Annotated in this window: 18 protein-coding genes and 2 pseudogenes; 9 read left to right on the forward strand and 11 right to left on the reverse strand. The window is 40.0% G+C overall.

All coding sequences use genetic code 11. From position 1 onward, the window contains the following. Position 1: 1 nt before the first annotated feature. The gene (gene purB / locus HC176_RS14055; RefSeq protein ID WP_167919358.1) at positions 2 to 1,345 is read right to left on the reverse strand and encodes an adenylosuccinate lyase; all 1,344 of its coding nucleotides are present in this window, start codon (positions 1,343 to 1,345) and stop codon (positions 2 to 4) included. A 116-nt stretch (positions 1,346 to 1,461) separates the two neighbouring features. Beyond that, positions 1,462 to 2,037 (reverse strand): adenylosuccinate lyase, encoded by a 576-nt coding sequence (locus HC176_RS14060; RefSeq protein WP_167919359.1) that lies wholly within the window; start codon positions 2,035 to 2,037, stop codon positions 1,462 to 1,464. A 40-nt stretch (positions 2,038 to 2,077) separates the two neighbouring features. On the opposite strand from HC176_RS14060, the gene HC176_RS14065 reads away from it, so the two are divergent. Together HC176_RS14065 and HC176_RS14070 are read left to right on the forward strand one after the other, a co-directional pair. Continuing rightward, a complete protein-coding gene (locus tag HC176_RS14065) occupies positions 2,078 to 2,551 on the forward strand; it encodes a heme-binding domain-containing protein (RefSeq protein ID WP_167919361.1) in 474 nt (157 codons plus the stop codon). A gap of 52 nt (positions 2,552 to 2,603) precedes the next feature. After that, positions 2,604 to 3,842, forward strand: a complete 1,239-nt coding sequence (locus HC176_RS14070; protein WP_342448703.1) for a glycosyltransferase family 4 protein — start codon at positions 2,604 to 2,606, stop codon at positions 3,840 to 3,842. Between the two features lie 5 nt (positions 3,843 to 3,847). Here HC176_RS14070 and HC176_RS14075 read toward each other — a convergent pair whose 3' ends face one another. Continuing rightward, positions 3,848 to 4,519 carry an SIR2 family NAD-dependent protein deacylase gene (locus HC176_RS14075; protein WP_167919363.1) on the reverse strand — a complete coding sequence of 224 codons (672 nt, stop codon included), beginning with the start codon at positions 4,517 to 4,519 and terminating at the stop codon, positions 3,848 to 3,850. A 147-nt stretch (positions 4,520 to 4,666) separates the two neighbouring features. Here HC176_RS14075 and HC176_RS14080 point away from each other — a divergent pair, with 147 nt between their 5' ends. Next, on the forward strand, positions 4,667 to 5,320 hold the full coding sequence (locus HC176_RS14080) for a TrmH family RNA methyltransferase (protein ID WP_167919365.1): 654 nt from the start codon (positions 4,667 to 4,669) through the stop codon (positions 5,318 to 5,320). On the opposite strand, the gene HC176_RS14085 is transcribed toward HC176_RS14080, so the two are convergent. Continuing rightward, on the reverse strand, positions 5,317 to 6,066 hold the full coding sequence (locus HC176_RS14085) for a carboxypeptidase-like regulatory domain-containing protein (RefSeq protein WP_167919367.1): 750 nt from the start codon (positions 6,064 to 6,066) through the stop codon (positions 5,317 to 5,319). The genes HC176_RS14080 and HC176_RS14085 overlap by 4 nt on opposite strands. Before the next feature lie 156 nt (positions 6,067 to 6,222). Here HC176_RS14085 and HC176_RS14090 point away from each other — a divergent pair, with 156 nt between their 5' ends. Further along, on the forward strand, positions 6,223 to 6,597 hold the full coding sequence (locus tag HC176_RS14090; RefSeq protein ID WP_167919369.1) for a VOC family protein: 375 nt from the start codon (positions 6,223 to 6,225) through the stop codon (positions 6,595 to 6,597). Positions 6,598 to 6,650: 53 nt separating this feature from the next. On the opposite strand, the gene HC176_RS14095 is transcribed toward HC176_RS14090, so the two are convergent. The 3 genes from HC176_RS14095 to HC176_RS14105 all read right to left on the reverse strand — a co-directional run bounded on the left by HC176_RS14095 (position 6,651) and on the right by HC176_RS14105 (position 10,414). Beyond that, entirely contained in the window at positions 6,651 to 7,424 is a 774-nt protein-coding gene (locus HC176_RS14095; RefSeq protein ID WP_167919371.1) for a carboxypeptidase-like regulatory domain-containing protein, read from the reverse strand. A 101-nt stretch (positions 7,425 to 7,525) separates the two neighbouring features. Next, positions 7,526 to 9,295 carry a DEAD/DEAH box helicase gene (locus HC176_RS14100; protein ID WP_167919373.1) on the reverse strand — a complete coding sequence of 590 codons (1,770 nt, stop codon included), beginning with the start codon at positions 9,293 to 9,295 and terminating at the stop codon, positions 7,526 to 7,528. A 222-nt stretch (positions 9,296 to 9,517) separates the two neighbouring features. Continuing rightward, positions 9,518 to 10,414, reverse strand: coding sequence for a LysR family transcriptional regulator (locus tag HC176_RS14105; protein WP_167919375.1), 897 nt, complete (start codon positions 10,412 to 10,414; stop codon positions 9,518 to 9,520). 62 nt (positions 10,415 to 10,476) lie between these two features. Here HC176_RS14105 and hutH point away from each other — a divergent pair, with 62 nt between their 5' ends. The 4 genes from hutH (at position 10,477) to HC176_RS14125 (ending at position 15,950) form a co-directional block, all read left to right on the forward strand. Then, positions 10,477 to 11,991, forward strand: coding sequence for a histidine ammonia-lyase (gene hutH / locus HC176_RS14110; protein ID WP_167919377.1), 1,515 nt, complete (start codon positions 10,477 to 10,479; stop codon positions 11,989 to 11,991). An 8-nt stretch (positions 11,992 to 11,999) separates the two neighbouring features. Further along, the gene (locus HC176_RS14115) at positions 12,000 to 14,078 is read left to right on the forward strand and encodes a urocanate hydratase (protein WP_167919379.1); all 2,079 of its coding nucleotides are present in this window, start codon (positions 12,000 to 12,002) and stop codon (positions 14,076 to 14,078) included. Continuing rightward, positions 14,078 to 15,313, forward strand: coding sequence for an imidazolonepropionase (hutI, locus tag HC176_RS14120; protein WP_167919381.1), 1,236 nt, complete (start codon positions 14,078 to 14,080; stop codon positions 15,311 to 15,313). The genes HC176_RS14115 and hutI overlap by 1 nt, the downstream gene beginning before the upstream one ends. 85 nt (positions 15,314 to 15,398) lie before the next feature. Further along, positions 15,399 to 15,950, forward strand: coding sequence for a hypothetical protein (locus HC176_RS14125; protein WP_167919383.1), 552 nt, complete (start codon positions 15,399 to 15,401; stop codon positions 15,948 to 15,950). Here the strand turns inward: HC176_RS14125 and HC176_RS14130 are convergent, their stop codons facing one another. The 3 genes from HC176_RS14130 to HC176_RS14140 all read right to left on the reverse strand — a co-directional run bounded on the left by HC176_RS14130 (position 15,951) and on the right by HC176_RS14140 (position 19,142). Further along, on the reverse strand, positions 15,951 to 17,132 hold the full coding sequence (locus HC176_RS14130) for an acetyltransferase domain-containing protein (RefSeq protein WP_167919385.1): 1,182 nt from the start codon (positions 17,130 to 17,132) through the stop codon (positions 15,951 to 15,953). A gap of 126 nt (positions 17,133 to 17,258) precedes the next feature. After that, positions 17,259 to 18,116, reverse strand: coding sequence for an ester cyclase (locus HC176_RS14135; protein ID WP_167919387.1), 858 nt, complete (start codon positions 18,114 to 18,116; stop codon positions 17,259 to 17,261). 78 nt (positions 18,117 to 18,194) lie between these two features. After that, positions 18,195 to 19,142, reverse strand: coding sequence for a nuclear transport factor 2 family protein (locus HC176_RS14140; protein WP_167919389.1), 948 nt, complete (start codon positions 19,140 to 19,142; stop codon positions 18,195 to 18,197). Between the two features lie 447 nt (positions 19,143 to 19,589). On the opposite strand from HC176_RS14140, the pseudogene HC176_RS14145 reads away from it, so the two are divergent. Continuing rightward, positions 19,590 to 20,399 (forward strand): annotated as a pseudogene (locus tag HC176_RS14145) (transposase); the annotation flags it as partial. A 15-nt stretch (positions 20,400 to 20,414) separates the two neighbouring features. Here HC176_RS14145 and HC176_RS14150 read toward each other — a convergent pair. After that, positions 20,415 to 20,585 (reverse strand): annotated as a pseudogene (locus HC176_RS14150) (IS3-like element ISLbl1 family transposase); the annotation flags it as partial.

The raw sequence follows: 20,585 nt of genomic DNA on the forward strand, positions 1-20,585 counted from the left end.
TTTAAATTCCAGTGTAGTTACTAGGAGTAATACGTTTTAATTCTTCTTTTATTGTGTTAGATACTTCTAAAGTATCAATAAAATTGGAAATTGATTCCTGATTGATTTTAGAATTGGTTCTGGTTAATCCTTTCAAGGCTTCATAAGGGTTAGGATACCCTTCCCTTCTTAAAATGGTTTGAATCGCTTCAGCTACTACGGCCCAATTATTTTCTAAATCTTCAGCAAATTTAGCCTCGTTAAGCAGTAATTTATTCAATCCTTTTAAAGTAGCTTTAAAACCAATAATAGTGTGCCCAAACGGTACGCCTACGTTTCTTAAAACGGTGCTGTCGGTTAAATCGCGCTGTAATCGAGAAATAGGTAGTTTGGCAGAAAGGTGTTCAAAAACGGCGTTGGCAATACCTAAGTTTCCTTCAGAATTTTCAAAATCAATAGGGTTTACTTTGTGCGGCATGGCCGAGCTGCCTACCTCGCCCTTTTTAATTTTTTGTTTAAAATAGTCCATCGACACGTAGGTCCAAATATCGCGGTCTAAATCAATAATTATGGTGTTAATGCGCTTTAGCGTATCGAACAATGCGGCCATGTGATCGTAATGCTCAATTTGCGTAGTAGGGAACGAATGCTGCAACCCTAATTTCTCCTGAACGAATTTTGTACCGAAGGCTTTCCAGTCGATATCAGGGTAGGCCACGTGGTGTGCATTATAATTTCCTGTAGCGCCACCAAATTTAGCTGCGCTAGGTATATCGTTCAATAAATTGAATTGTTCTTTAAGTCGTACTACAAAAACCTCAATTTCTTTGCCTAATCGGGTTGGCGATGCCGGTTGCCCGTGCGTTCTTGCCAACATGGAAACGGCACTCCATTCTCTAGTAAGTTCTTCTAGTTTTTTCAGCACCTCTTGGTATTCAGGAATGTAAACGTTGTTTATGGCTTCCTTGATACTAAGCGGAATGGCGGTGTTGTTGATGTCCTGCGAGGTCAATCCGAAATGGATAAACTCTTTGAACTCAGAGAGGTTTAATTGGTCGAATTTTTCTTTTATAAAGTACTCAACAGCTTTAACATCGTGGTTGGTAACGCTTTCTATTTTTTTGATGGCTAAAGCATCCTCTTCAGAGAAATTTTGGTAGATAGCCCTTAAGCTATCAAAAATAGTATGGTCAACATGCTCCAGTTGTGGTAAAGGCTCTTCGCAGAGTGCGATAAAATATTCAATTTCAACTAAAACACGGTATTTTATTAAAGCTTCTTCTGAAAAATAAGGAGCAAGTTCGCTCACTTTGCTTCTATATCGGCCATCGATAGGAGAGATGGCGTTGAGTGGTGATAATGACATATTTGGTTTGAATTTTAAGATTGCAAAGATAGGAAAGAAAGTGGGAAGTATGAAGCTATAAGTGCCAAGTTTGAGGTCTAAATTTTCAATCGAAAGCTTATATTAACAGTTGGTAGTCATTTGTCTTTCGCTTTCTTGATTTTCCTTAAAATATGGCGGGCTCTAGCTTTAAATCCGGAGCTTTGCATCTGGAAATCGCGCTCTAAAATTAGCGCCAGTTCGGGGTGTACCCAGTCGTAATCTTTTCCTAATAGAAATAAGGTGTTCATAGAGTATGCCTTTGGAGCAATTTTTTCGTCGTTAATCATAAAATCAAAACAAGTTTCGATAATGCGTTCCTTATGTTTTTCGGTCAAGGCGTGTTTTATGCCATTATTTTCTTTTGATGTGTAAGCCATGGCGAGTAATTCGCAGATTTTGGCAATGGGGCGCACGGCAGGATCTAAATGAACTTTACCTATATTATTGGTAAAGGTGTCCAAATACGGGATAATTAATTCAATGTTTTGTTGGCACATAAACTCGAACACCCAAGCGGCACGTACAGAAATTTTATCATTTACCTTAAAAAGAATGTCCAAAAGTTTTGGTAGCAAATCGGGGTTGGCAAGCATTAAGTTGGCGTAATGCAGACGTTTTTCACGAGAATGGTTCACATAATTTAATTCGTCGTAAAGTTGTGCGGTAGTCAAAGCGATTTATTATTTTTATCCAGTTCTTAAAAATATTAAAATGAAAATGATAAAAAAAATAGTATTAGCGTTACTGATTTTATTTGTGGTGGCACAGTTTTTCGGACCAGATAAAAACCAAGGCGATTTAAGTTCCATCGAGCCTTTTTTGGCCGAAACCAATCCGCCCGAAGATGTTAAATTAATTTTAAAGGAAACCTGTTATGATTGCCATAGCGATTATACCAGATACCCTTGGTACAACAATATCACCCCCGTAAATTATTGGTTAAACCACCATGTTGAAGATGGTAAAAAACATTTTAATGTGTCCAATTGGGAAGGGACTTCGTTAAAACGAAAAGACCATAAATTTGAAGAACTGATTGAAATGGTTGAAGATAAAGAGATGCCGCTAAAATCATACACTTGGACGCATGGTGAAGCCAACTTAACCGATGCACAAATCGAATCGGTGGTTAATTGGGCAAAAATGGTTCGCTTTAAATACAGAATGGTTGAAGAGCCACAATAGTCAACCATTGACAAATGTGTTCAATTGAGATATAAGATAAACTTCTGTATTGGTGGTTAAAAAACTTCTTATTATCGGCTTTGTTTGGCCAGAACCCAAAAGTTCTGCGGCTGGTAGCCGGATGATGCAGCTTATTCATTTTTTTAAATCTGAAAATTATCAAATCACTTTTGCTTCTGCCTGTGCCAAAACCGAGCGGGCTTTTCCTTTGGAAACTATAGGTGTCGATGCCGTTGCGGTAGAATTGAACAGTTCTACTTTTGATGATTTTATAAAAACATTAAATCCGGATATAGTGCTTTTTGACCGTTTCATGGTCGAGGAACAGTACGGTTGGCGCATTACCGAGCAATGCCCCAATGCCATTAAAATTCTGGATACCGAAGATTTACACTTCCTACGGAAAGGTAGACAGCAGGCTTTTAAAGAAGGGCGAAATTTCAATAAAACCTATTTGTTTAATGATTTTGCCAAACGTGAAATAGCCAGTATTTACAGGTGCGATTTAAGTTTGATTATTTCAGAGGCTGAAATGGAAATTCTGAAAGCCGATTTTAAAGTTGATAGTGAATTGTTGGTGTATTTGCCTTTTATGTTGGAAGGCATTTCAGGAGAAAAAATTAAAACCTTGCCAAAATTTGAAGAACGCCAACATTTCATAACTATTGGTAATTTCCTGCACGAACCCAATTATAATGCGGTTTTATATTTAAAGCAGACGATTTGGCCAATGATTAGAAAGAAACTTCCAAAATCCGAATTGCATATTTACGGTGCTTATGCTTCACAAAAAATCAACCAATTGCATAATGAAAAAGAAGGTTTTTTGATAAAAGGTTTTGCTGAAGAAGTGAATAAAGTGATGCAAAACGCAAAAGTATGTTTAGCTCCGCTAAGGTTTGGTGCCGGGTTAAAAGGAAAATTGATTGATGCCATGCAAAATGGAACGCCTTGTATAATGAGTACGATAGCTTCTGAAGGTATGTTCGGGGGGCTTCCAGAAAATGGTTTCATTGAAGATGAACCTGAAGCATTTGCAGAAAAGGCTGTGCAACTGTATAAAAATGAGTCGCTTTGGAAGGCCAAACAGCAAAATGGGTTTGAGGTTCTAAATGCCCGTTTTGATAAAACCGAGCATCAAAAACAGCTTTCAGAAGTCATTGTTAAAACATTAAATTCACTCACAGAAAGACGCCAAAATAATTTCGTAGGGCAGATGTTGCAGCACCATACCCAGCAAAGCACTAAGTTTATGGGTAAATGGATTGAAGAGAAAAATAAAAAATCCTAAGAAATCTATAATAATTCCATCGCCTTTTTCACTCCTGCCGTAGCGGTATCAGCAATAACGGTTAAATGTTTATGGCTAGCAATATTCGGTTTGGGGTCGATAAAGTAGGTTGGAGTGTCTTGGGGGGCGTAGTGCATCAATCCAGCAGCAGGGTACACTTGCATCGAGGTGCCAATAATGATCAAAATATCGGCGGTTTCACAAATCTGCATGGCTTTTTCAATCATGGGAACTTCTTCCCCAAACCAAACAATGTGCGGACGTAACTGATGGCCATTTTCGCATAGGTCTCCTAAAAGGATGTCGGTTTTCCATTCTAGAATGTTTTCGGTGTTAAACGTACTGCGTGCTTTTAAAAGTTCGCCGTGCAAGTGCGTCACGTTTGTGCTTCCGGCGCGTTCGTGCAAGTCGTCCACATTTTGGGTGATAATACTCACTTTAAAACGCTTTTCAAGTTCTACCAAATCGAAATGGGCTTGATTTGGTTCTACTTCAAAAAGCTGTCTTCGGCGTTGGTTGTAAAAATCTAAAACCAATTCGGGGTTGGCGGCAAAACCTTCGGGCGTGGCTACTTCCATAACGTCATGGCCTTCCCATAATCCATCCGCATCTCTAAAGGTTTTTATACCGCTTTCGGCACTCATGCCGGCTCCGGTAAGTACAACTATGTGTTTCATTATTTTGTTTTCATCATTCTCACCTTTCGGCTATCGCTCAAGATAAACTTTGGTGGTAATCTCATCAAATATAAAACTTTTCACCATTGCGAATCGCATTTTTATTAGAACCAGCAAGCAGTCACCGTTTTCTTTTATATTTGAGCCATGATAGACATAAACCTTATTGAGCATTTAGAATCCTATTTAACCGAAAACAGGCGCGAACGTTTTAAGAAAGTGCTGTCGCAACGTACCAAGCATTTTACAGTGGCTGCCGAAGATGTTTACCAACTGCACAACACCAGTGCTGTTATCCGTAGTTGCGATGTATTTGGTATTCAGGAAGTGAATATTGTAGAAGAACAAAACACCAAACGGATTGATCGCGAAATAGCCATGGGCGCACAAAAATGGGTAGATTTAAATCGCTACCATTCTGTGAAAAGCTGTATCGCCGATTTAAAAAATAAAGGTTACCAGATAGTAGCCACCACACCACACACCAACGATTGTGTGTTGCATGAATTCGACGTAACCCAAAAATCTTGTTTTTTCTTTGGAAGGGAAACCGAAGGGCTTTCGCAGGAAGTTCTGGATGCGGCCGATTGTTATTTAAAAATACCCATGGCAGGATTTACCGAAAGTTTGAATATCTCGGTTTCGGCCGCTATTATTTTGCAACATGTTACCACAAAACTAAAACAAACCGATATCAATTGGCAGCTTTCGGAAAATGAATTGCTTGAAAAACGATTGGATTGGTGTAAAAAAACAATTAAAAGTTATGATGAAATTATGGAGCGGTATCTTAAAAGTTAATCTTTTTCTTTTTCGTATTCCGAAATGATTTTCCCAAATTCATGGCTGCATTTTATAAGCGTATCGAGTAAAATCACACTGTTCGTTTCCAAAAGAAGCGTATTGTCAATCTGTTTGTTGTCGCAATAATTAAAAAATAAGAACCTGTATTGTTTGGGTACTTTTAAATCGTTTACCAAAAGGTTTTCGGTAAAGAAATCACTGTTTGAAAATAACGAATCCAACGATTTGTAATTGATTGGTTTTGTTTCGTGAGCTTTATTCTTTTTACCTTTAAACAGTAAGTTTTTTATCAGGCCAGCTATTTTAATAAAATCTAAGTTGCCGCTCTGTGGGCTGTATAAATGCGGATTGTTTTTAATGTCGTTGGCAATTTGCAAACCAAGATCGGCCGAATATTGACCCGATTGGAATGCTTTTTCCTTGATTCTTTCCGAAAGAAGTACCTCGTCAAGGTTAGTTACTATTTTTTTTAATTCAAAAACTACAATGTGGTTAAAATGGTTTTGGGTAACTACAACGAGCTTTTCTTCATGAAAAAGTGATGAAAATACTAACGAATCGTTTACGCTAGTTTTTATTGAAAAATCTCCAAACCCGTTGCTGTACGAGGTCTCATTTTTGTTTTTGTTGAAAACTTTAGCGCCTTTAACCGTGGTTTCGGCATCATATATTTTCCCCTTTACATTTTGCGAAAAGGCTACAAGCGGTAAACTGAAAAGTAGAAAAAGTATCGATTTAGGCATTTGTCAAAATTGTAAACCCGTTATTCCGACTTTAATTTATGGTTTTCTTGTACACCGTAATTTTGTTTTATAATAGTTTAACGTTTCATTTAAAAAAGTTTAGGAGAAGCTGGCGTTAATTTCGTATTTAAAAGGTGTTTTAAAAAATATTTAAAAATGAAAAAAAACATGGTAGGTTGGTTCGAAATTCCGGTTAGTGATATGGATCGGGCCAAAGCATTTTACGAAGCGGTTTTTAAGGTGAAAATAGAAATTCACGATTTTGCTGGTATGCTTATGGGGTGGTTTCCGTTTAGTGAAGGCAAGGAAGGTGCCGCCGGAACTTTGATAAAACAGGAAACTTACATTCCAAGCCAAGAGGGAACTTTGGTGTATTTTATGAGTGACGATGTGCAAATTGAATTGGACCGTATTGAAGCTGCTGGCGGAAAAATTTATCAACCAAAAACAGAAATTTCACCCGAGTACGGTTTTATGGCCGTGTTTATAGATACCGAAGGGAATAGGGTGGCATTGCATTCTAAAAAATAAAAAAGCAATCCTCAATAGGATTCCTTTTCAATATTAAATACCGTTTAATTTACCTATAATCTACGGCTACGGCTCAATAACTTGTATTCTTCGTAGCAACCACTAATGGCATCAAGTATTTGCAAATCGTTGGCGGTTTGTATAAAGCCTTTCGAGTAGTTGCACTGGCTCACAATTTCATCCAAATCAACACGGTCAACATTCAGCAATACCATAAGCATTTCCCTGTCAAAACGCGACGCCAATAAATTCCGGATTTCGTCGTCTTCCTTCATTTTTTTCAGCTTACGCAGTTCGTTGGGTTTTTTTCCGAACATGCGGTGCAGAAAATCGGCCGGGTTGAAAATAGAACCGATCACTTTGGTCAACCCTGACTTTTTGCTGGCTTCGTAACCCGTACCTTCCAAACCAGAAATACTGTAACGGTAATTGTTGTTGATGTCTGGCACTTGTTTGATGTCCACTTCCAAATAGCCCGTAAGTTTCAATTGGTTAACAACCACTTCTTCCAAAGCCAAAGCGAGTTCGGTCAATTCAATTTTTGAGCTTCCAAACTTCAGCCAGTCGTTGGTAACACGCACTTTTATCGATTTAAAACCTAAAAAGGAAAAGTGTAGCGTATCGTTCGCTTTCGCGGAAATTTGAAACTCACCCTTGCTGTTGGTTGTGGTTCCGATAACTTGATTGAGGTTAACAATATGAACGTTTTCCAAAGGTTTGTCGTCCGAAGCATTGATAACAACACCCAATACTTTTTCTGCTTGCTCTTGGGCCATACCCACCGAGCAAACCATTAAAAATGCAAAAAGTATTAGGTAGTTCTTCATGATTTGATAAAATGCTAATTTAAGCATAAAAGTACTAAAGAAAATTTTAGCCGTACTTTTATGCTTTTATTTTGACTAAAAATTAACAAATGGGTTTAAAATTAGCGTCTGGAACGTCTTGGCCTTGAGCTCGCGAATTCACTGTTGCCGGAGCGTCTTGGTTTGGCTTTGCCTTCTGAACGGCGCTTTCCATTTTTGCTACCGAATGATTTTTCTCCATTTCGGCGTTTGCCGCCCTTTTTGCCATCGCGTCTCCTGCCGCCACCGCCGCCACGGTTTTCAGAAACTTCAACGTTTACAAATCGTCCATCGTGCTTAAAGTCGGTGAAATGCGCCAACACTTTTTCGCGCAATTCGTTTTCGGTGTTAAAAAATGAAAAGCTGTCTTTGGTTTCTACTTTAAAGACATCGTCGCGACCCAAATCCAATTGCTCCCTTAAGAAATCTTTTAAGCTCATCCAATCGTAGCCGTCTTTTCCGCCCACGTTAATGAAATAACGGGTAGAACCGTTTGAGCTTCCTTGGCGTTCACCATCGTTGGTACCGCCCGAAACATTTAAATCCTGGGCTTTGTTATAATAGTTGAAGAAGCGTGTAAATTCAACCGAAAACAGTTTTTTAATCAATTCATCTTTTGAAGTGTCTTCAAACAATTGGTTGATGCTCGACAAATACTTATCTATTTCGTGGTTGATTTCGGTGTTGTGGATTTTATTGGCAAGCGACATCAATTGCACTTCGCAAATTTCCATACCATTCGGGATGTCCTTTTTCTCGAACTGACGTTTAATGATGCGCTCGATACTCTTTATTTTGCGCACCTCACTTTTTGATACAATCACCATCGAAACACCTGTTTTTCCGGCACGACCGGTACGCCCAGAACGGTGGGTGTAGGTTTCAATCTCGTCTGGTAATTGGTAGTTTATTACGTGGGTAACGTCGTCCACATCAATACCACGGGCGGCTACATCGGTAGCTACCAACATTTGTATTTGGTTTTTACGGAAGGCGTTCATAACCAAATCGCGTTGGTTTTGGCTTAAATCACCGTGTAAAGCTCCGGCGTTGTAACCGTCTTCAATTAGTTTTTCGGCTACTTTTTGGGTGTCGCGTTTTGTTCTACAGAACACTACCGAAAAAATATCGGGGTTGGCATCGGCCAATCGTTTTAAGGCTTGGTAGCGGTCGCGCGCATTCACCAAATAATATTCGTGCGATACGTTTGTGGTACTTTCGTTTTTTCTTCCAACGGTAATTTCGTTGGGCTGGTGCATAAAGTTTTTGGCAATGGCCGCCACTTCTTTTGGCATGGTGGCCGAAAACAGCCAAGTGTTTTTATCTTCTGGAGTGTGCGATAAAATATCGGTAATATCTTCCTTAAAGCCCATGTTCAGCATTTCGTCGGCTTCATCTAAAACTGAGTATTCAATTTTGGAAATATCGACCAAACGACGATTGATCATATCTTTCATTCGGCCTGGAGTTGCCACGATTATTTGTGCACCGCGTTTTACTTCTCTGGCTTGTTCGGTAATGCTGGCACCACCGTAAACGGCCACAACGTTCAATCCTTTACAGTATTTACCGTAAAGTTTCATTTCGTTGGCGATTTGTAAACATAGCTCGCGGGTTGGTGATAAAATTAGCCCTTGTGTAGTGCGGCTATTTACATCTATTTTTTGCAGCATCGGGAAACCAAATGCTGCGGTTTTTCCGGTGCCAGTTTGTGCCAAGGCTACTAAATCTTCTTCTGAATCCAATAAAAGCGGAATGGCTTTTTCTTGTACTTCGCTGGGGGTTTCAAAGCCTAAATCGGTTATGGCTTGCAATAGGTTGTCACTAAGACCTAAATCTTGAAATGTGCTCATTTTTAAGTAAGTATTCGATTATGTTATGCAGTGTTACATAAGAAGTGAATCGACATACTTAAACCTAAACTTCCAGTAACACATCCTCACCCTGAGGAATTTAGTGAAACTCAAATTTAATACACCATTAAATTTGTTAGTTGAACTAACCTCGAATTTATTTCGAGGTCACAACTTTTTGAGTTTCAGTCGGCAAAGATAGTCTTTTATTTGGCAATAGCACTATTTTATGATTTTCTTGTGAATCAAGGCAAGTACTTCGTTTAAAATGGGGTTTTGGTTGTCTTTGTTCCAAACGGCTGAAAGCACGGTACGTTGCCTGATTTTGTGGAGTTCAATAAACTTTATGTTTGGGTGGTTTTCTATTTGAAGCGATTTCGGTACGATGGACACCCCAAAATTATTTTCCACCAATTTATAGATGGAACCCGCATGAATGGTATTGTGGCTAATCAACGGCGTGAAACCGCTATCGTCAAAAATTTCCATGACTTTTTCGTAGTAAGATGAGCTGTATTCGGCATCAAACAAGATGAAATGTTCGGTTTTAAATTGCGATATATTTTTAAAATTGGAATGGTCAATAGGATGGTTTTTTGGCAACACCAAACAAAAAGGCTCTTTTAAAACGGCTTTTGTTTTGAGGCCTCTCGGTACGCGTTCCAAACGCACAAAACCAATGTCGATATCCTGCGAAAGCAAACCTTCAACCTGTTTGTTGTTTTCCATTTCCTTTAAACTGAACAAAATATTGGGATGGTTTTGGGTGAACTTCAACAATAAATCGGGAATGATTTGTTGCATGGCAGAACCGACGTAACCAAAATTAAGCTTGCCGTCTTTTCCGGTGTCGAGCAGTTTGGCGTGGTTTAAAATGGTATTTAGGTTGTTTAAATTTTTAGTGAGTTCGGTTTTAAGGTATGCGCCGGCGGGTGTCAATTTTACCTGCCTATTGTGCCGATTAAATAGCGTAATGCCCAAGTGGCTTTCCATGTCTTTAATCTGTCGGCTTAGCCCAGGCTGCGAGATGAATAGTTTATCGGCCGCTTTTCTAAAATGCAATTCGTTGGCAACGGCCAAAAAATAGGTAATATGCCTTAATTCTAATTGATAATCCATAGTTATTAATTCTGAATCAAAATGGTATTATTGGTTATCAAATTTATTGATAATTTTGTAATATGAGCGAAAGAATTAAAAATCAGGCGTTTGTTTACGGCGTTGACCAGTTGATGGTTGGTAAAGTTATGGCTATAGCCAATGGAAAAATGCAGGCCAAGCTAAGCGATTATGCCATTTCAAAAATAAACGATAGCCGCGCGAAGGTTGAAAAAATGGCCAATTCGCCCAAGGCGATTTATGGCATAAATACTGGCTTTGGGCCGTTATGCGATGTTAAGATTTCTCCCGAAGAAACGGGGCTGTTACAAAAGAATTTATTACTAACGCATGCGGTTGGGGTTGGGAAACCTATTTCAAAGGAACTGAGCAAAATCATGATGATTTGCAAAGTGCATGCGCTGTGTCGTGGGTTTTCAGGCATTCGTCTGGAGGTTGTCGAGCGCATTATTTATTTTATAGAAAACGATTTGTTACCCGTTGTGCCCGAGCAAGGTTCGGTGGGAGCATCGGGCGATTTAGCGCCATTAGCACATTTATTTTTGCCTTTAATTGGCGAAGGCGAATTTTGGGTGGGTAGTGAAATAGTACCTGCTCGTCGGGTTTTGAGAACCTTTGATTTAGAGCCACTTCAATTGGCCGCCAAAGAGGGATTGGCCCTTATAAATGGCACCCAGTTTATTTTGGCGCATGCCATAACCGGATTGCACAAAATGAAATATTTGCTCAATTTGGCCGATGTTGCTGGGGCCATGAGTTTGGAAGGCTACCAAGGCAGTGAGTCGCCGTTTAAGGAATTGTTGCATAGTCTCCGTCCGTTTAAGGGTAGCTCAGAGGTTGCCGAGCGTATGCGCATGTTGTTCAAGGACTCCAAAAATATAAAGTCGCACGAAAATTGTGAACGGGTGCAAGACCCTTATTCCATGCGTTGCATACCGCAAGTACATGGGGCATCCAGAAATGCTTATTATCATTTAAAGGAGTTGACAACCGTTGAAATGAATTCGGTAACCGATAACCCCATTGTGTTGAGCGACACCGAAGCTATTTCGGGCGGCAACTTCCACGGGCAACCGTTGGCCATGGCGCTCGATTATACAACTCTGGCAGCTTCCGAATTGGGAAATATTTCAGACAGACGTTGCTATTTGCTCCTCGAGGGCAAATACGGATTGCCACGATTACTCACTTCCAGTGGCGGGTTGAATTCAGGATTTATGATTCCGCAGTACACCACAGCCGCTTTGGTTTCAGAAAATAAGTCCTTGTGTTTTCCCGCTTCCGCTGATAGCATTCCAACGTCATTAGGGCAGGAAGACCACGTGTCTATGGGGAGTATTTCCTCTAGAAAATTCAATCAAGTTTTAGGAAATATTGAAAAAATATTGGCGATAGAATTGATGTACGCCGCCCAGGCCATGGAATTTAGGCGGCCGAATACCTTTTCGTGGATATTGGAGCAGAACTTTAAAATCATAAGAAGTAAAGTGGCCAAGTTGGAGGACGATAGGATATTGAAAGACGATATAAACGCATTGGTCGAGTTGGTTGAAAACCGAAAATTTGTAGTAAAATAAATGAGCGAATGACATTCAAAGAACAGATTTTACAGGGTATTCCGAATGAGTTGCCTCCAAAATACAATTACTCAATAGAAGTAAACAGAGCACCAAAACGCAAAGATGTACTTTCTAAAGCCGAGAAACAATTGGCGGTAAAAAATGCACTGAGGTATTTCCCTAAAAAGTGGCATGGTGAATTGGCAGTAGAATTTGCCCAGGAATTGAAGGATTTCGGACGGATTTACATGTACCGTTTCAAACCAAAATATGAAATGTTTGCCCGCTCCATATCAGAATATTCAGCTAAATCTTCACAAGCAGCTGCCATTATGTTGATGATTCAAAATAACTTGAATCCGGCCGTGGCACAGCACCCCGAAGAGCTGATTACTTACGGGGGCAACGGTGCGGTGTTTCAAAACTGGGCGCAATATTTGTTGACCATGCAGTATTTGGCGAATATGACCGACGAGCAAACCCTTCACATGTATTCGGGGCATCCCATGGGGTTGTTTCCCTCGTCAAAGGAGGCGCCAAGAGTAGTGGTGACCAATGGCATGATGATTCCCAACTATTCCAAACCCGATGATTGGGAAAAATTCAGTGCGCTCGGGGTTACCCAATATGGACAAATGACGGCCGGTTCGTTTATGTACATTGGCCCGCAAGGTATTGTTCACGGCACTACAATAACGGTGATGAATGCGTTTAGGAAAATAGAGAGCTCTCTCCAAAATTCAAAAAATAAAAAGAACGCTGTTTCCCCTCCTTCGGAGGGGACTAAGGGGAGGCTTTTTGTAACTTCAGGTTTGGGCGGCATGAGCGGAGCGCAACCAAAAGCAGGAAACATTGCGGGTTGCATTACCGTTTGTGCAGAGGTAAACCCCAATGCGGCCACTAAACGGCATGAACAAGGTTGGGTGGATGTGCTGATTGATAATTTAGAAGATTTAGTTGGCCGTGTTAAAAAAGCCCAAAAGGATGGAGAAGTGGTTTCGATTGCCTACATAGGTAATGTGGTTGAGGTTTGGGAAGGTTTTTATGAAAAAAATATTTTTATCGATGTGGGATCCGATCAAACCTCGTTGCATATTCCATGGACGGGGGGCTATTATCCGGTAGGTATGTCGTATAAAGAATCAAACCGAATGATTCGTGAAGCTCCGGAACAATTCAAAGAAAAAGTTCAAGAATCGTTGTGCCGACATGCGGAAGCCATAAACAAACATGCTGAACGTGGCACGTATTTTTTCGATTACGGAAATGCATTTTTACTGGAAGCCTCCCGTGCCGATGCCAAAGTGTTTCTCAATAATAAAAATGAGAAAGTAAGCTCCTCTTCCCTTGGAGAAGAGGCTGGGAGATGGGCTTATCCTTCTTATGTGCAAGATATTTTAGGTCCCATGTGTTTCGACTATGGTTTTGGGCCGTTTCGGTGGGTATGCACTTCGGGAAAACCTGAAGACTTGGAGAAAACGGATAAAATAGCCGCCGAAGTTTTGCAGGATATTATGAAAGGTTCGCCAGAAGAGATTCAGCTTCAAATGCAGGACAATGTCACTTGGATAAAAAACGCCAAGGAAAATAATTTGGTGGTTGGTTCGCAGGCTCGCATTTTATACGCCGATGCCGAGGGGCGCGCCAAAATAGCTAAAGCGTTTAATGATGCGGTTTCAAAAGGCGACATCGGCCCCGTAGTTTTGGGTCGAGATCACCACGATGTGGGCGGTACCGATTCGCCATATCGGGAAACCTCGAACATTTATGATGGTAGTAAATTTACCGCCGATATGGCCATGCACAACGTTATTGGCGATAGCTTTCGGGGCGCCACTTGGGTGTCCATACACAACGGAGGCGGCGTTGGCTGGGGCGAAGTGATTAATGGTGGATTCGGAATGTTATTGGATGGTACTAAAGAAGCCGAAGAGCGATTGAAAAATATGCTCTTTTTTGATGTGAATAACGGCATAGCCCGAAGAAGTTGGGCACGGAACGACGAAGCTCTTTTCGCCATAAAACGAGAAATGCAACGCACACTAAATTTAAAAGTAACCTTGCCCAATTTGGTTGAGGATGAATTATTGGAAAACCTATTTTAATGCAAACACTATTTAAAAACATAAAAGAACTTCTGCAAGTTCGGGACGAGCCTATCGATTTTGTTGCAGGAAAAGCCATGGCGCACTTGCCCACTATTAAAAACGCTTATTTATTGATAGAAAATGGGGTGATTGCCGATTTTGGAACGATGGAAAATTGCCCCGAAATGGAAGTTGACGAGGCGATTGATGCCACAGGCAAAATGGTGTTGCCCGCTTGGTGCGATTCGCACACCCATTTGGTGTATGCCGGAAATCGCGAAAGCGAATTAGTTGATAAAATAAGAGGGCTGTCGTATCAGGAAATTGCTGAAAAAGGTGGCGGTATTTTAAACTCGGCCAAAATGCTTCAAAATACTTCGGAAGATGATTTGTACCATCAATCGAAAGCACGTTTGGAAGAGGTCATGGCCTTGGGGACGGGTGCCATCGAAATAAAATCGGGTTACGGTTTAACGGTGGAAGCTGAGTTGAAAATGCTTCGCGTTATCAAACGGTTAAAGGAAAATCATAACATTCCCATAAAAGCTACTTTTTTGGGAGCGCATGCCGTTCCTGCTGAATATAAAAATAACAAAGAAGGCTATTTAAAGCTCATTATTGAAGAGATGCTTCCGAAGGTTGCCAAAGAACATTTGGCCGATTTTGTAGATGTATTTTGTGAGGCAGGCTATTTTTCGGTAGAAGATACCCAACGTATTTTACAGGCAGCAAATCCATTTGGATTAAGAGCAAAAATTCACGTAAACCAGTTTACCTCGTTGGGTGGGGTAAAAGTTGGAGTGGAGCACAATGCGCTTTCCGTGGATCATTTGGAGGAAATGAACCCCGATGATATCGCAGTCTTAAAAAACACCAAAACCATGCCCGTAGCGCTACCGGGGTGCTCGTTCTTTTTGGATATTCCGTACACGCCAGGACGAAAAATGATTGATGCCGGATTGCCCTTGGCACTGGCCACTGATTATAATCCCGGGTCATCGCCATCGGGGAATATGAATTTTGTGGTTTCGGCGGCCTGTATCAAAATGAAAATCACCCCCGAAGAAGCCATTAACGCTGCCACCATTAACGGGGCTTATGCCATGGGTTTACAAAACGAAGTGGGGAGCATCACTGTTGGCAAAAGAGCCAATTTAATTTTAACAAAGCCAATCAATTCTTATTATTTTATACCGTATTCGTTTGGTGAGCATCAAGCAGAACTGGTTTTTATCGGCGGAACGCGAATTTAGTGGTACAGTAATTAACATAACTTTATAAGTGGAACGATTTTTTGGTTTTTCAGAAAAGGTATCTTTGGCTTTTTAATCAGATAATATGAAAAACTTCGCTTACATTCTATTTTTTATAATTTCTACAATTGGTATGGCACAAAACGAAAATTCATTGCCTTATTACGAAATACCGAATGCTCCTGAAAGTTATTCGTCTGGAACCGTAGCGGCCAGAATGGTTGATGGTTTGGGCTTTCGTTATTATTGGGCAACAGAAGGGGTGAGGGAAACCGACTTAAATTATAAGCCGAGTGAATCGGGGCGAACCTGCGGGGAAACGATTGACCATATTTTAGAGCTATCAGCTTTTGTTTTGAATAGTTTATCCGAAGGAAAAAGAGAAGCCCTTAGTGACGATTTATCGTTTGAGGAAAAGCGGGAATTAACTTTAAAGAACCTAAAAGCGGCATCAGATATTTTAAAAACTACCGAAGACCTTTCAAAATTTGATAACGACCGTTTTCCGTTTTGGAACCTTATAAATGGTCCCATATCAGATGCTATTTGGCATTGCGGTCAAGTAGTGATGTTGCGTCGTGCTTCGGGCAATCCGTTTACTTCAAAAGTGAGCTTGTTTTCAGGAAAAATAAAATAGTTATAAATAACTTAACCACCATTTATGTCGGTTATTCGCTTTATAAAGCATGTATTTTTTACTGGGAAAATAGAGCAGCGCCACAACAAACATCCAAACCAAGTACACTACCACTAAAGAATATCCGTAGTTAATCAATTTGGTATTTCTGAAAACATCGGCATTTAAAACCATATCCTGCCAATTTCCGCCTAAAATTAAAATACCCACAATAGCTAAAAGGTGTATAACAAAAACATGAAGGAAATAGTAAAATAAAGGCACACGGCCAAACACTAAAAAGAAGTCGGTTACCTTATTTTTTACACGCTCAATAGCATACAGGAATAATAGTGAAGGGCCTATAGTAATCAATAAATACACCAAGGACGGCGGATATTTTGTCAATTTGAAAAAAGACATCACCGTTTTTACAGTAGTTTCTTGCATGGCCCATGGTACTAAATCGCCGTATACATTTATTACGCGGATAATGAAGAAAAGAATAGTGGCACCAACGCCTAAAATGAGTAGCCATTTTTTTCTGGTATTAGGGTTGAAGTCTTTGTCGTAAAACGTTCCGAAGCAATAGCCCACAACCATAACGCCAATCCAAGGCAGCACCGGATAGTAAAAAACAACTGCCGTGTTGGCATTCAAACTTAACATGCCGCCTTGGTGGAGAATGTACCATAAAATAGCCTCAAAACTTTGCCCGGTATAGGTAATGCCATCAAGTAAATTATGCCCTGAAACGATGGTGATTCCAATAAAAATTAAAAGGTTTACGGGCAGAAAAATTAACAGAGATAGGGCAATCATACTCAAACCAATGGCCCAAATAACCTGTAAGGCGATGTTGCTGTAAGTGATGTCGAACCACCAAACAAAATTATTGACGAGAATGGCCAAAAGGATGAGCCAAAATCCACGAGTAAATAAAAATTTAAATAGCTGCGATTTGCTCTTTTTTCGCCCGTATAAAAAGGCCGAAGTACCCGCCAAAAAAATAAAAACCGGCGCACAATAATGGGTAATAAATCGGGTGGCAAACAGAATTGGAGTAGTGGTTGCGAGATTAGTAGGGTCATTAAAAAACGAACCGTAATAAAAATAATCGCGAACATGATCAAGGGCCATGATTACCATAACCACGCCTCTTAGGATGTCTATGGATTCAATACGGTGGGTTTTTGTTTGCAAATGAAAGGGTTTTTAGGGATGTTTAAATTAGTCAATCCCGTTTTTTAATCCTAAATAAATAATGAAGTCAAAAGAAGTGCTTCAAAAACAGAAATACGTCTGAAACTCATTTTAATAATTGATTTTTTACTGTTTTCCTTGGCCGATATATTGCTGGAATGCTGTTATTTTCTCATTTTCTAAAGTCCATTCGTGAACTACTTTTGTTTTATAGGTTTTTCCGGTTTTCTTTAACTTTCCGTCGTAGTTAAGAGTGGCCAATACTTTGTTGTCACCCAAATGGGAGAGTTTTATGTTTTCCAATTTGAAATATTCGTTATCCTCTCCAATTCTTCCTAAAACTCCATTCAAAACCGCATCGGGATTTGTGTATGGGTTGCGGTCGGAATACGAACTACAGCTCGATTCGTTCCATTCAATATTGCTGTCCATCATTTCCAAAACAGCAGGTATTTCGCCTTTTCCAAAATGGGCATATAGTTGGTCGATTAAGGCAATATTGCCTTGGTAGGGACTAAATCCCATTTGTTGCATAAAGCTGGTAACATCAAAGAAATCTTGTTCTTGAGCGATTTTGCCATCTTTCATTTTTATTAAGGTAGTGCCTTCCATCTCGATGGTATTGCCAGAGGCAGGGATGCCGAAAAAATTACCAGTATGCTTGCCTTTAAAATGCCAGTGCTTTACCAAATTAGGGCTCTGCCCAAACACGTCTTTTACGGTGAATTCAACATCGGTAAATCCTGCGAGAAAAGTGTCCCAATAGGATTTTAGGGCAGCAATGCCCACAATATTTTCGGGTTGGGAAATTAATGTAACGTTGTCATCAAAATGACTGCTGTTTATTAAATCGGTTTTTCCGCTATTGATTACTTCGTCCCAAACTTGGGTGTACATTTTTATGTCTTTTTGGGTCCGGCCATCGCTACATGAAACCGCTAAACAAGCAGTAGCTATTAGCAATAAAAAGAATGGTTTTTTCATCTTGAATTGGTGTTAGGATGTGTTGTTTACAAATTGAAAAGACCAGCCTGTTTGTTGGCTGGTCTTAGTTTAAAAGTTTTATTTTGCTTGAAAAAGGGCTTGGCTGTAGTAAGCCACTTCCGAAGTTATTTTTCCATCGGCATCAAAACTATCACTAAAGTGGAAGGGTACCGATAGTTTCTTTTTGTCTGATTTCCGTATCAAATGAAAGTTCCACCATGACAGCACTTCGCGGCCTTCACCCATTTCGTATTCCAGATAATCTGGATAGCCAATCATATCTATGCTCACAATTTCATATTCATCCAAAAACTTTTTCCACGATTCTTTTACTTCAGCTTTGCTGTACGATTTTCCAAATTCGGTATTGATGTCGTAAAATTTGGCATCATCAGCGTAATAGCTCAGGCACTTTTCCAAATCTCCATTTTCGTAAGCATAGGTTAGTTTTCTAACAGTGTTGATGTTGTCGTGATGGTTGTAAATTTTTCCGTTGGTACGGTTAACAAAACTTTTCCCGATTTCGTCAAAAACGCTTTCGTTTGTGTAACTAATCACAGTTTGTATCTTGTTGTCTTTGTTTACAACATAAAGCCGGTGGATAGGCATATTTACTTTTACCCCTGTTTTTTTGTGTACGCCTTTAAGGTCTTCCCAGGTTTGTACCCAAACAATATCGTCTTTGTTGTCTTTTTTGTAATGAATGGCATCTGGGTAAGCACCTTTGGTACGGGTAATACTGAAATAATCTAGGGCATCGTTCCATCGGCTTACCCCGCTGGTAAACGAGGCTTTGTCTTGGCCTTTATCGTTTGTTTTGGTGCCTACGCCGTTGTAGGACTTAAAATCATCGGCCAGATAGCTGGCTACTTTGGCAGAATCACCGTTTACAAAGGCTTGGGTCATTTCCTCTACAACATCAATGGCCGGATGTTCAATATAAACCGTGCCGTTGGTTTTTTTTTGAGAAAAAACAATTGATGTGCTCATGAGCGTTAAGAGGGATAATAGCTTTACTGTTTTCATGTTTTTGGAATTAAAAGGTTAGTGATTGAATTGTGTTTTGTGAAGTATCTTGCAGGTAGGGGTAAAAAGGGAAGTACGTCGAATTAATGTAAATGAGGGACGGAATACTAAGGTGGGTAAGATGAGGTGCAAAAAAATAAAACGGAAAATTGCTAAACAACGCGATGTGGGCTGAAAAGTGAATGCTAAACTTATAATGTGCTGTTAACATATTGTGCTTTTTTATTTAGCGCTATTAATAAAAAAGACCAAGAAGAATAGTGTTAATATTAGTTAAAATTTATAAAACAGACAAATGTTTTAAATTTTTTTTGAATAATATGAACTCATTTAAACTTTTTTGTTTTTATTTAGGGCCAATACGATGAATGACAGATAGTTGTGTAAGCTTCCCCTAAAACCCAACTGTTTAAAAGTAGAATAATAATTTTAAATTTGAACAGTATTATGAGGCGAAGTAAATTTTCCCCGCAACAGATTACAAAGATTTTAAAGGAGTTCGACAACGGTAAAAGTGTCGACCAAATAAGCTGGGAGCACGGCGTAAGCCCCGCTACTTTTTATAAATGGCGTTCCAGGTACGCAGGTATGAACCCCAAAGAGCTGAAAAGGCTTAAGGGAGTTTGAAGAGGAAAACCGCAAGCTCAAGCAAATGTATGCCACGTTGGCCCTTGACCACCAGATGGCCAAGGAAATCATCGAAAAAAAGCTTTAAAGCCCTGCCGTAAACGAAGTGTCAGCAAAGCGCTCATTCATTACGGTATCAGTAGGGCGTGCCGTGTTCTGGGAATGAGCAAGAGCGTTTATTATTACACCCCGGTACCCAAAGATGATACCGAGATAGAACAAGCTTTGGAAAAGAAAGCCAAAGAGCATTCTGAAGAAGGTTTTTTGGAAGGCTTACGACCACTTGCGGGAAGAGTGCAAGCCATGGAACCACAAACGCGTGTACAGGGTTTATGTGTCACTAGGGCTTCCCCCTGAGAAGAAAAGCAAAGAAACGCTTGCCGGCGCGGGTCAAAGAACCTTTGGACGTGCCAAATGAACTTAACCATACCATGGAGCATGGATTTTGTGACGGATGTATTGGAAAACAAAAGACGATTTAGGACGTTTAATGTCATCGATGATTTTAACAGGGAGGCGCTTCATATAGAAGTTGACTTTTCACTGACCGGTAGCCGAATCGTTTGGGTGCTCAACCACTTGATCAACAAAAAAGGGAAGCCCAAAATGGACTTGCAACAAAAAAATGGACTTTAAGATGAATGACTAAGCTGCTAGTTTCTGGTTATACATATCTAATTCAAATTCTATTAAAGTTTTGCATCCTAAAAAGGAATGTCTTCTTTTATTATTGTACCAAGTTTCTGTCCATGTAAAGATTGATAACTCAGCTTCGGATCTTAGCTTGTAGTAGTGCCCATAACCCCATTCCACCTT

It is taken from the genome of Tamlana crocina (genome assembly GCF_012037625.1).

What these genes read in the sequence shown, in the direction of transcription:
- purB (WP_167919358.1), bottom strand. Translation starts at nt 1,345, where the DNA reads ATGTCATTATCACCACTCAACGCCATCTCTCCTATCGATGGCCGATAT.
- HC176_RS14065 (WP_167919361.1), top strand. Translation starts at nt 2,078, where the DNA reads ATGAAAATGATAAAAAAAATAGTATTAGCGTTACTGATTTTATTTGTG.
- HC176_RS14075 (WP_167919363.1), bottom strand. Translation starts at nt 4,519, where the DNA reads ATGAAACACATAGTTGTACTTACCGGAGCCGGCATGAGTGCCGAAAGC.
- HC176_RS14080 (WP_167919365.1), top strand. Translation starts at nt 4,667, where the DNA reads ATGATAGACATAAACCTTATTGAGCATTTAGAATCCTATTTAACCGAA.
- HC176_RS14085 (WP_167919367.1), bottom strand. Translation starts at nt 6,066, where the DNA reads ATGCCTAAATCGATACTTTTTCTACTTTTCAGTTTACCGCTTGTAGCC.
- HC176_RS14090 (WP_167919369.1), top strand. Translation starts at nt 6,223, where the DNA reads ATGAAAAAAAACATGGTAGGTTGGTTCGAAATTCCGGTTAGTGATATG.
- HC176_RS14095 (WP_167919371.1), bottom strand. Translation starts at nt 7,424, where the DNA reads ATGAAGAACTACCTAATACTTTTTGCATTTTTAATGGTTTGCTCGGTG.
- HC176_RS14100 (WP_167919373.1), bottom strand. Translation starts at nt 9,295, where the DNA reads ATGAGCACATTTCAAGATTTAGGTCTTAGTGACAACCTATTGCAAGCC.
- HC176_RS14105 (WP_167919375.1), bottom strand. Translation starts at nt 10,414, where the DNA reads ATGGATTATCAATTAGAATTAAGGCATATTACCTATTTTTTGGCCGTT.
- hutH (WP_167919377.1), top strand. Translation starts at nt 10,477, where the DNA reads ATGAGCGAAAGAATTAAAAATCAGGCGTTTGTTTACGGCGTTGACCAG.
- HC176_RS14115 (WP_167919379.1), top strand. Translation starts at nt 12,000, where the DNA reads ATGACATTCAAAGAACAGATTTTACAGGGTATTCCGAATGAGTTGCCT.
- hutI (WP_167919381.1), top strand. Translation starts at nt 14,078, where the DNA reads ATGCAAACACTATTTAAAAACATAAAAGAACTTCTGCAAGTTCGGGAC.
- HC176_RS14125 (WP_167919383.1), top strand. Translation starts at nt 15,399, where the DNA reads ATGAAAAACTTCGCTTACATTCTATTTTTTATAATTTCTACAATTGGT.
- HC176_RS14135 (WP_167919387.1), bottom strand. Translation starts at nt 18,116, where the DNA reads ATGAAAAAACCATTCTTTTTATTGCTAATAGCTACTGCTTGTTTAGCG.
- HC176_RS14140 (WP_167919389.1), bottom strand. Translation starts at nt 19,142, where the DNA reads ATGAAAACAGTAAAGCTATTATCCCTCTTAACGCTCATGAGCACATCA.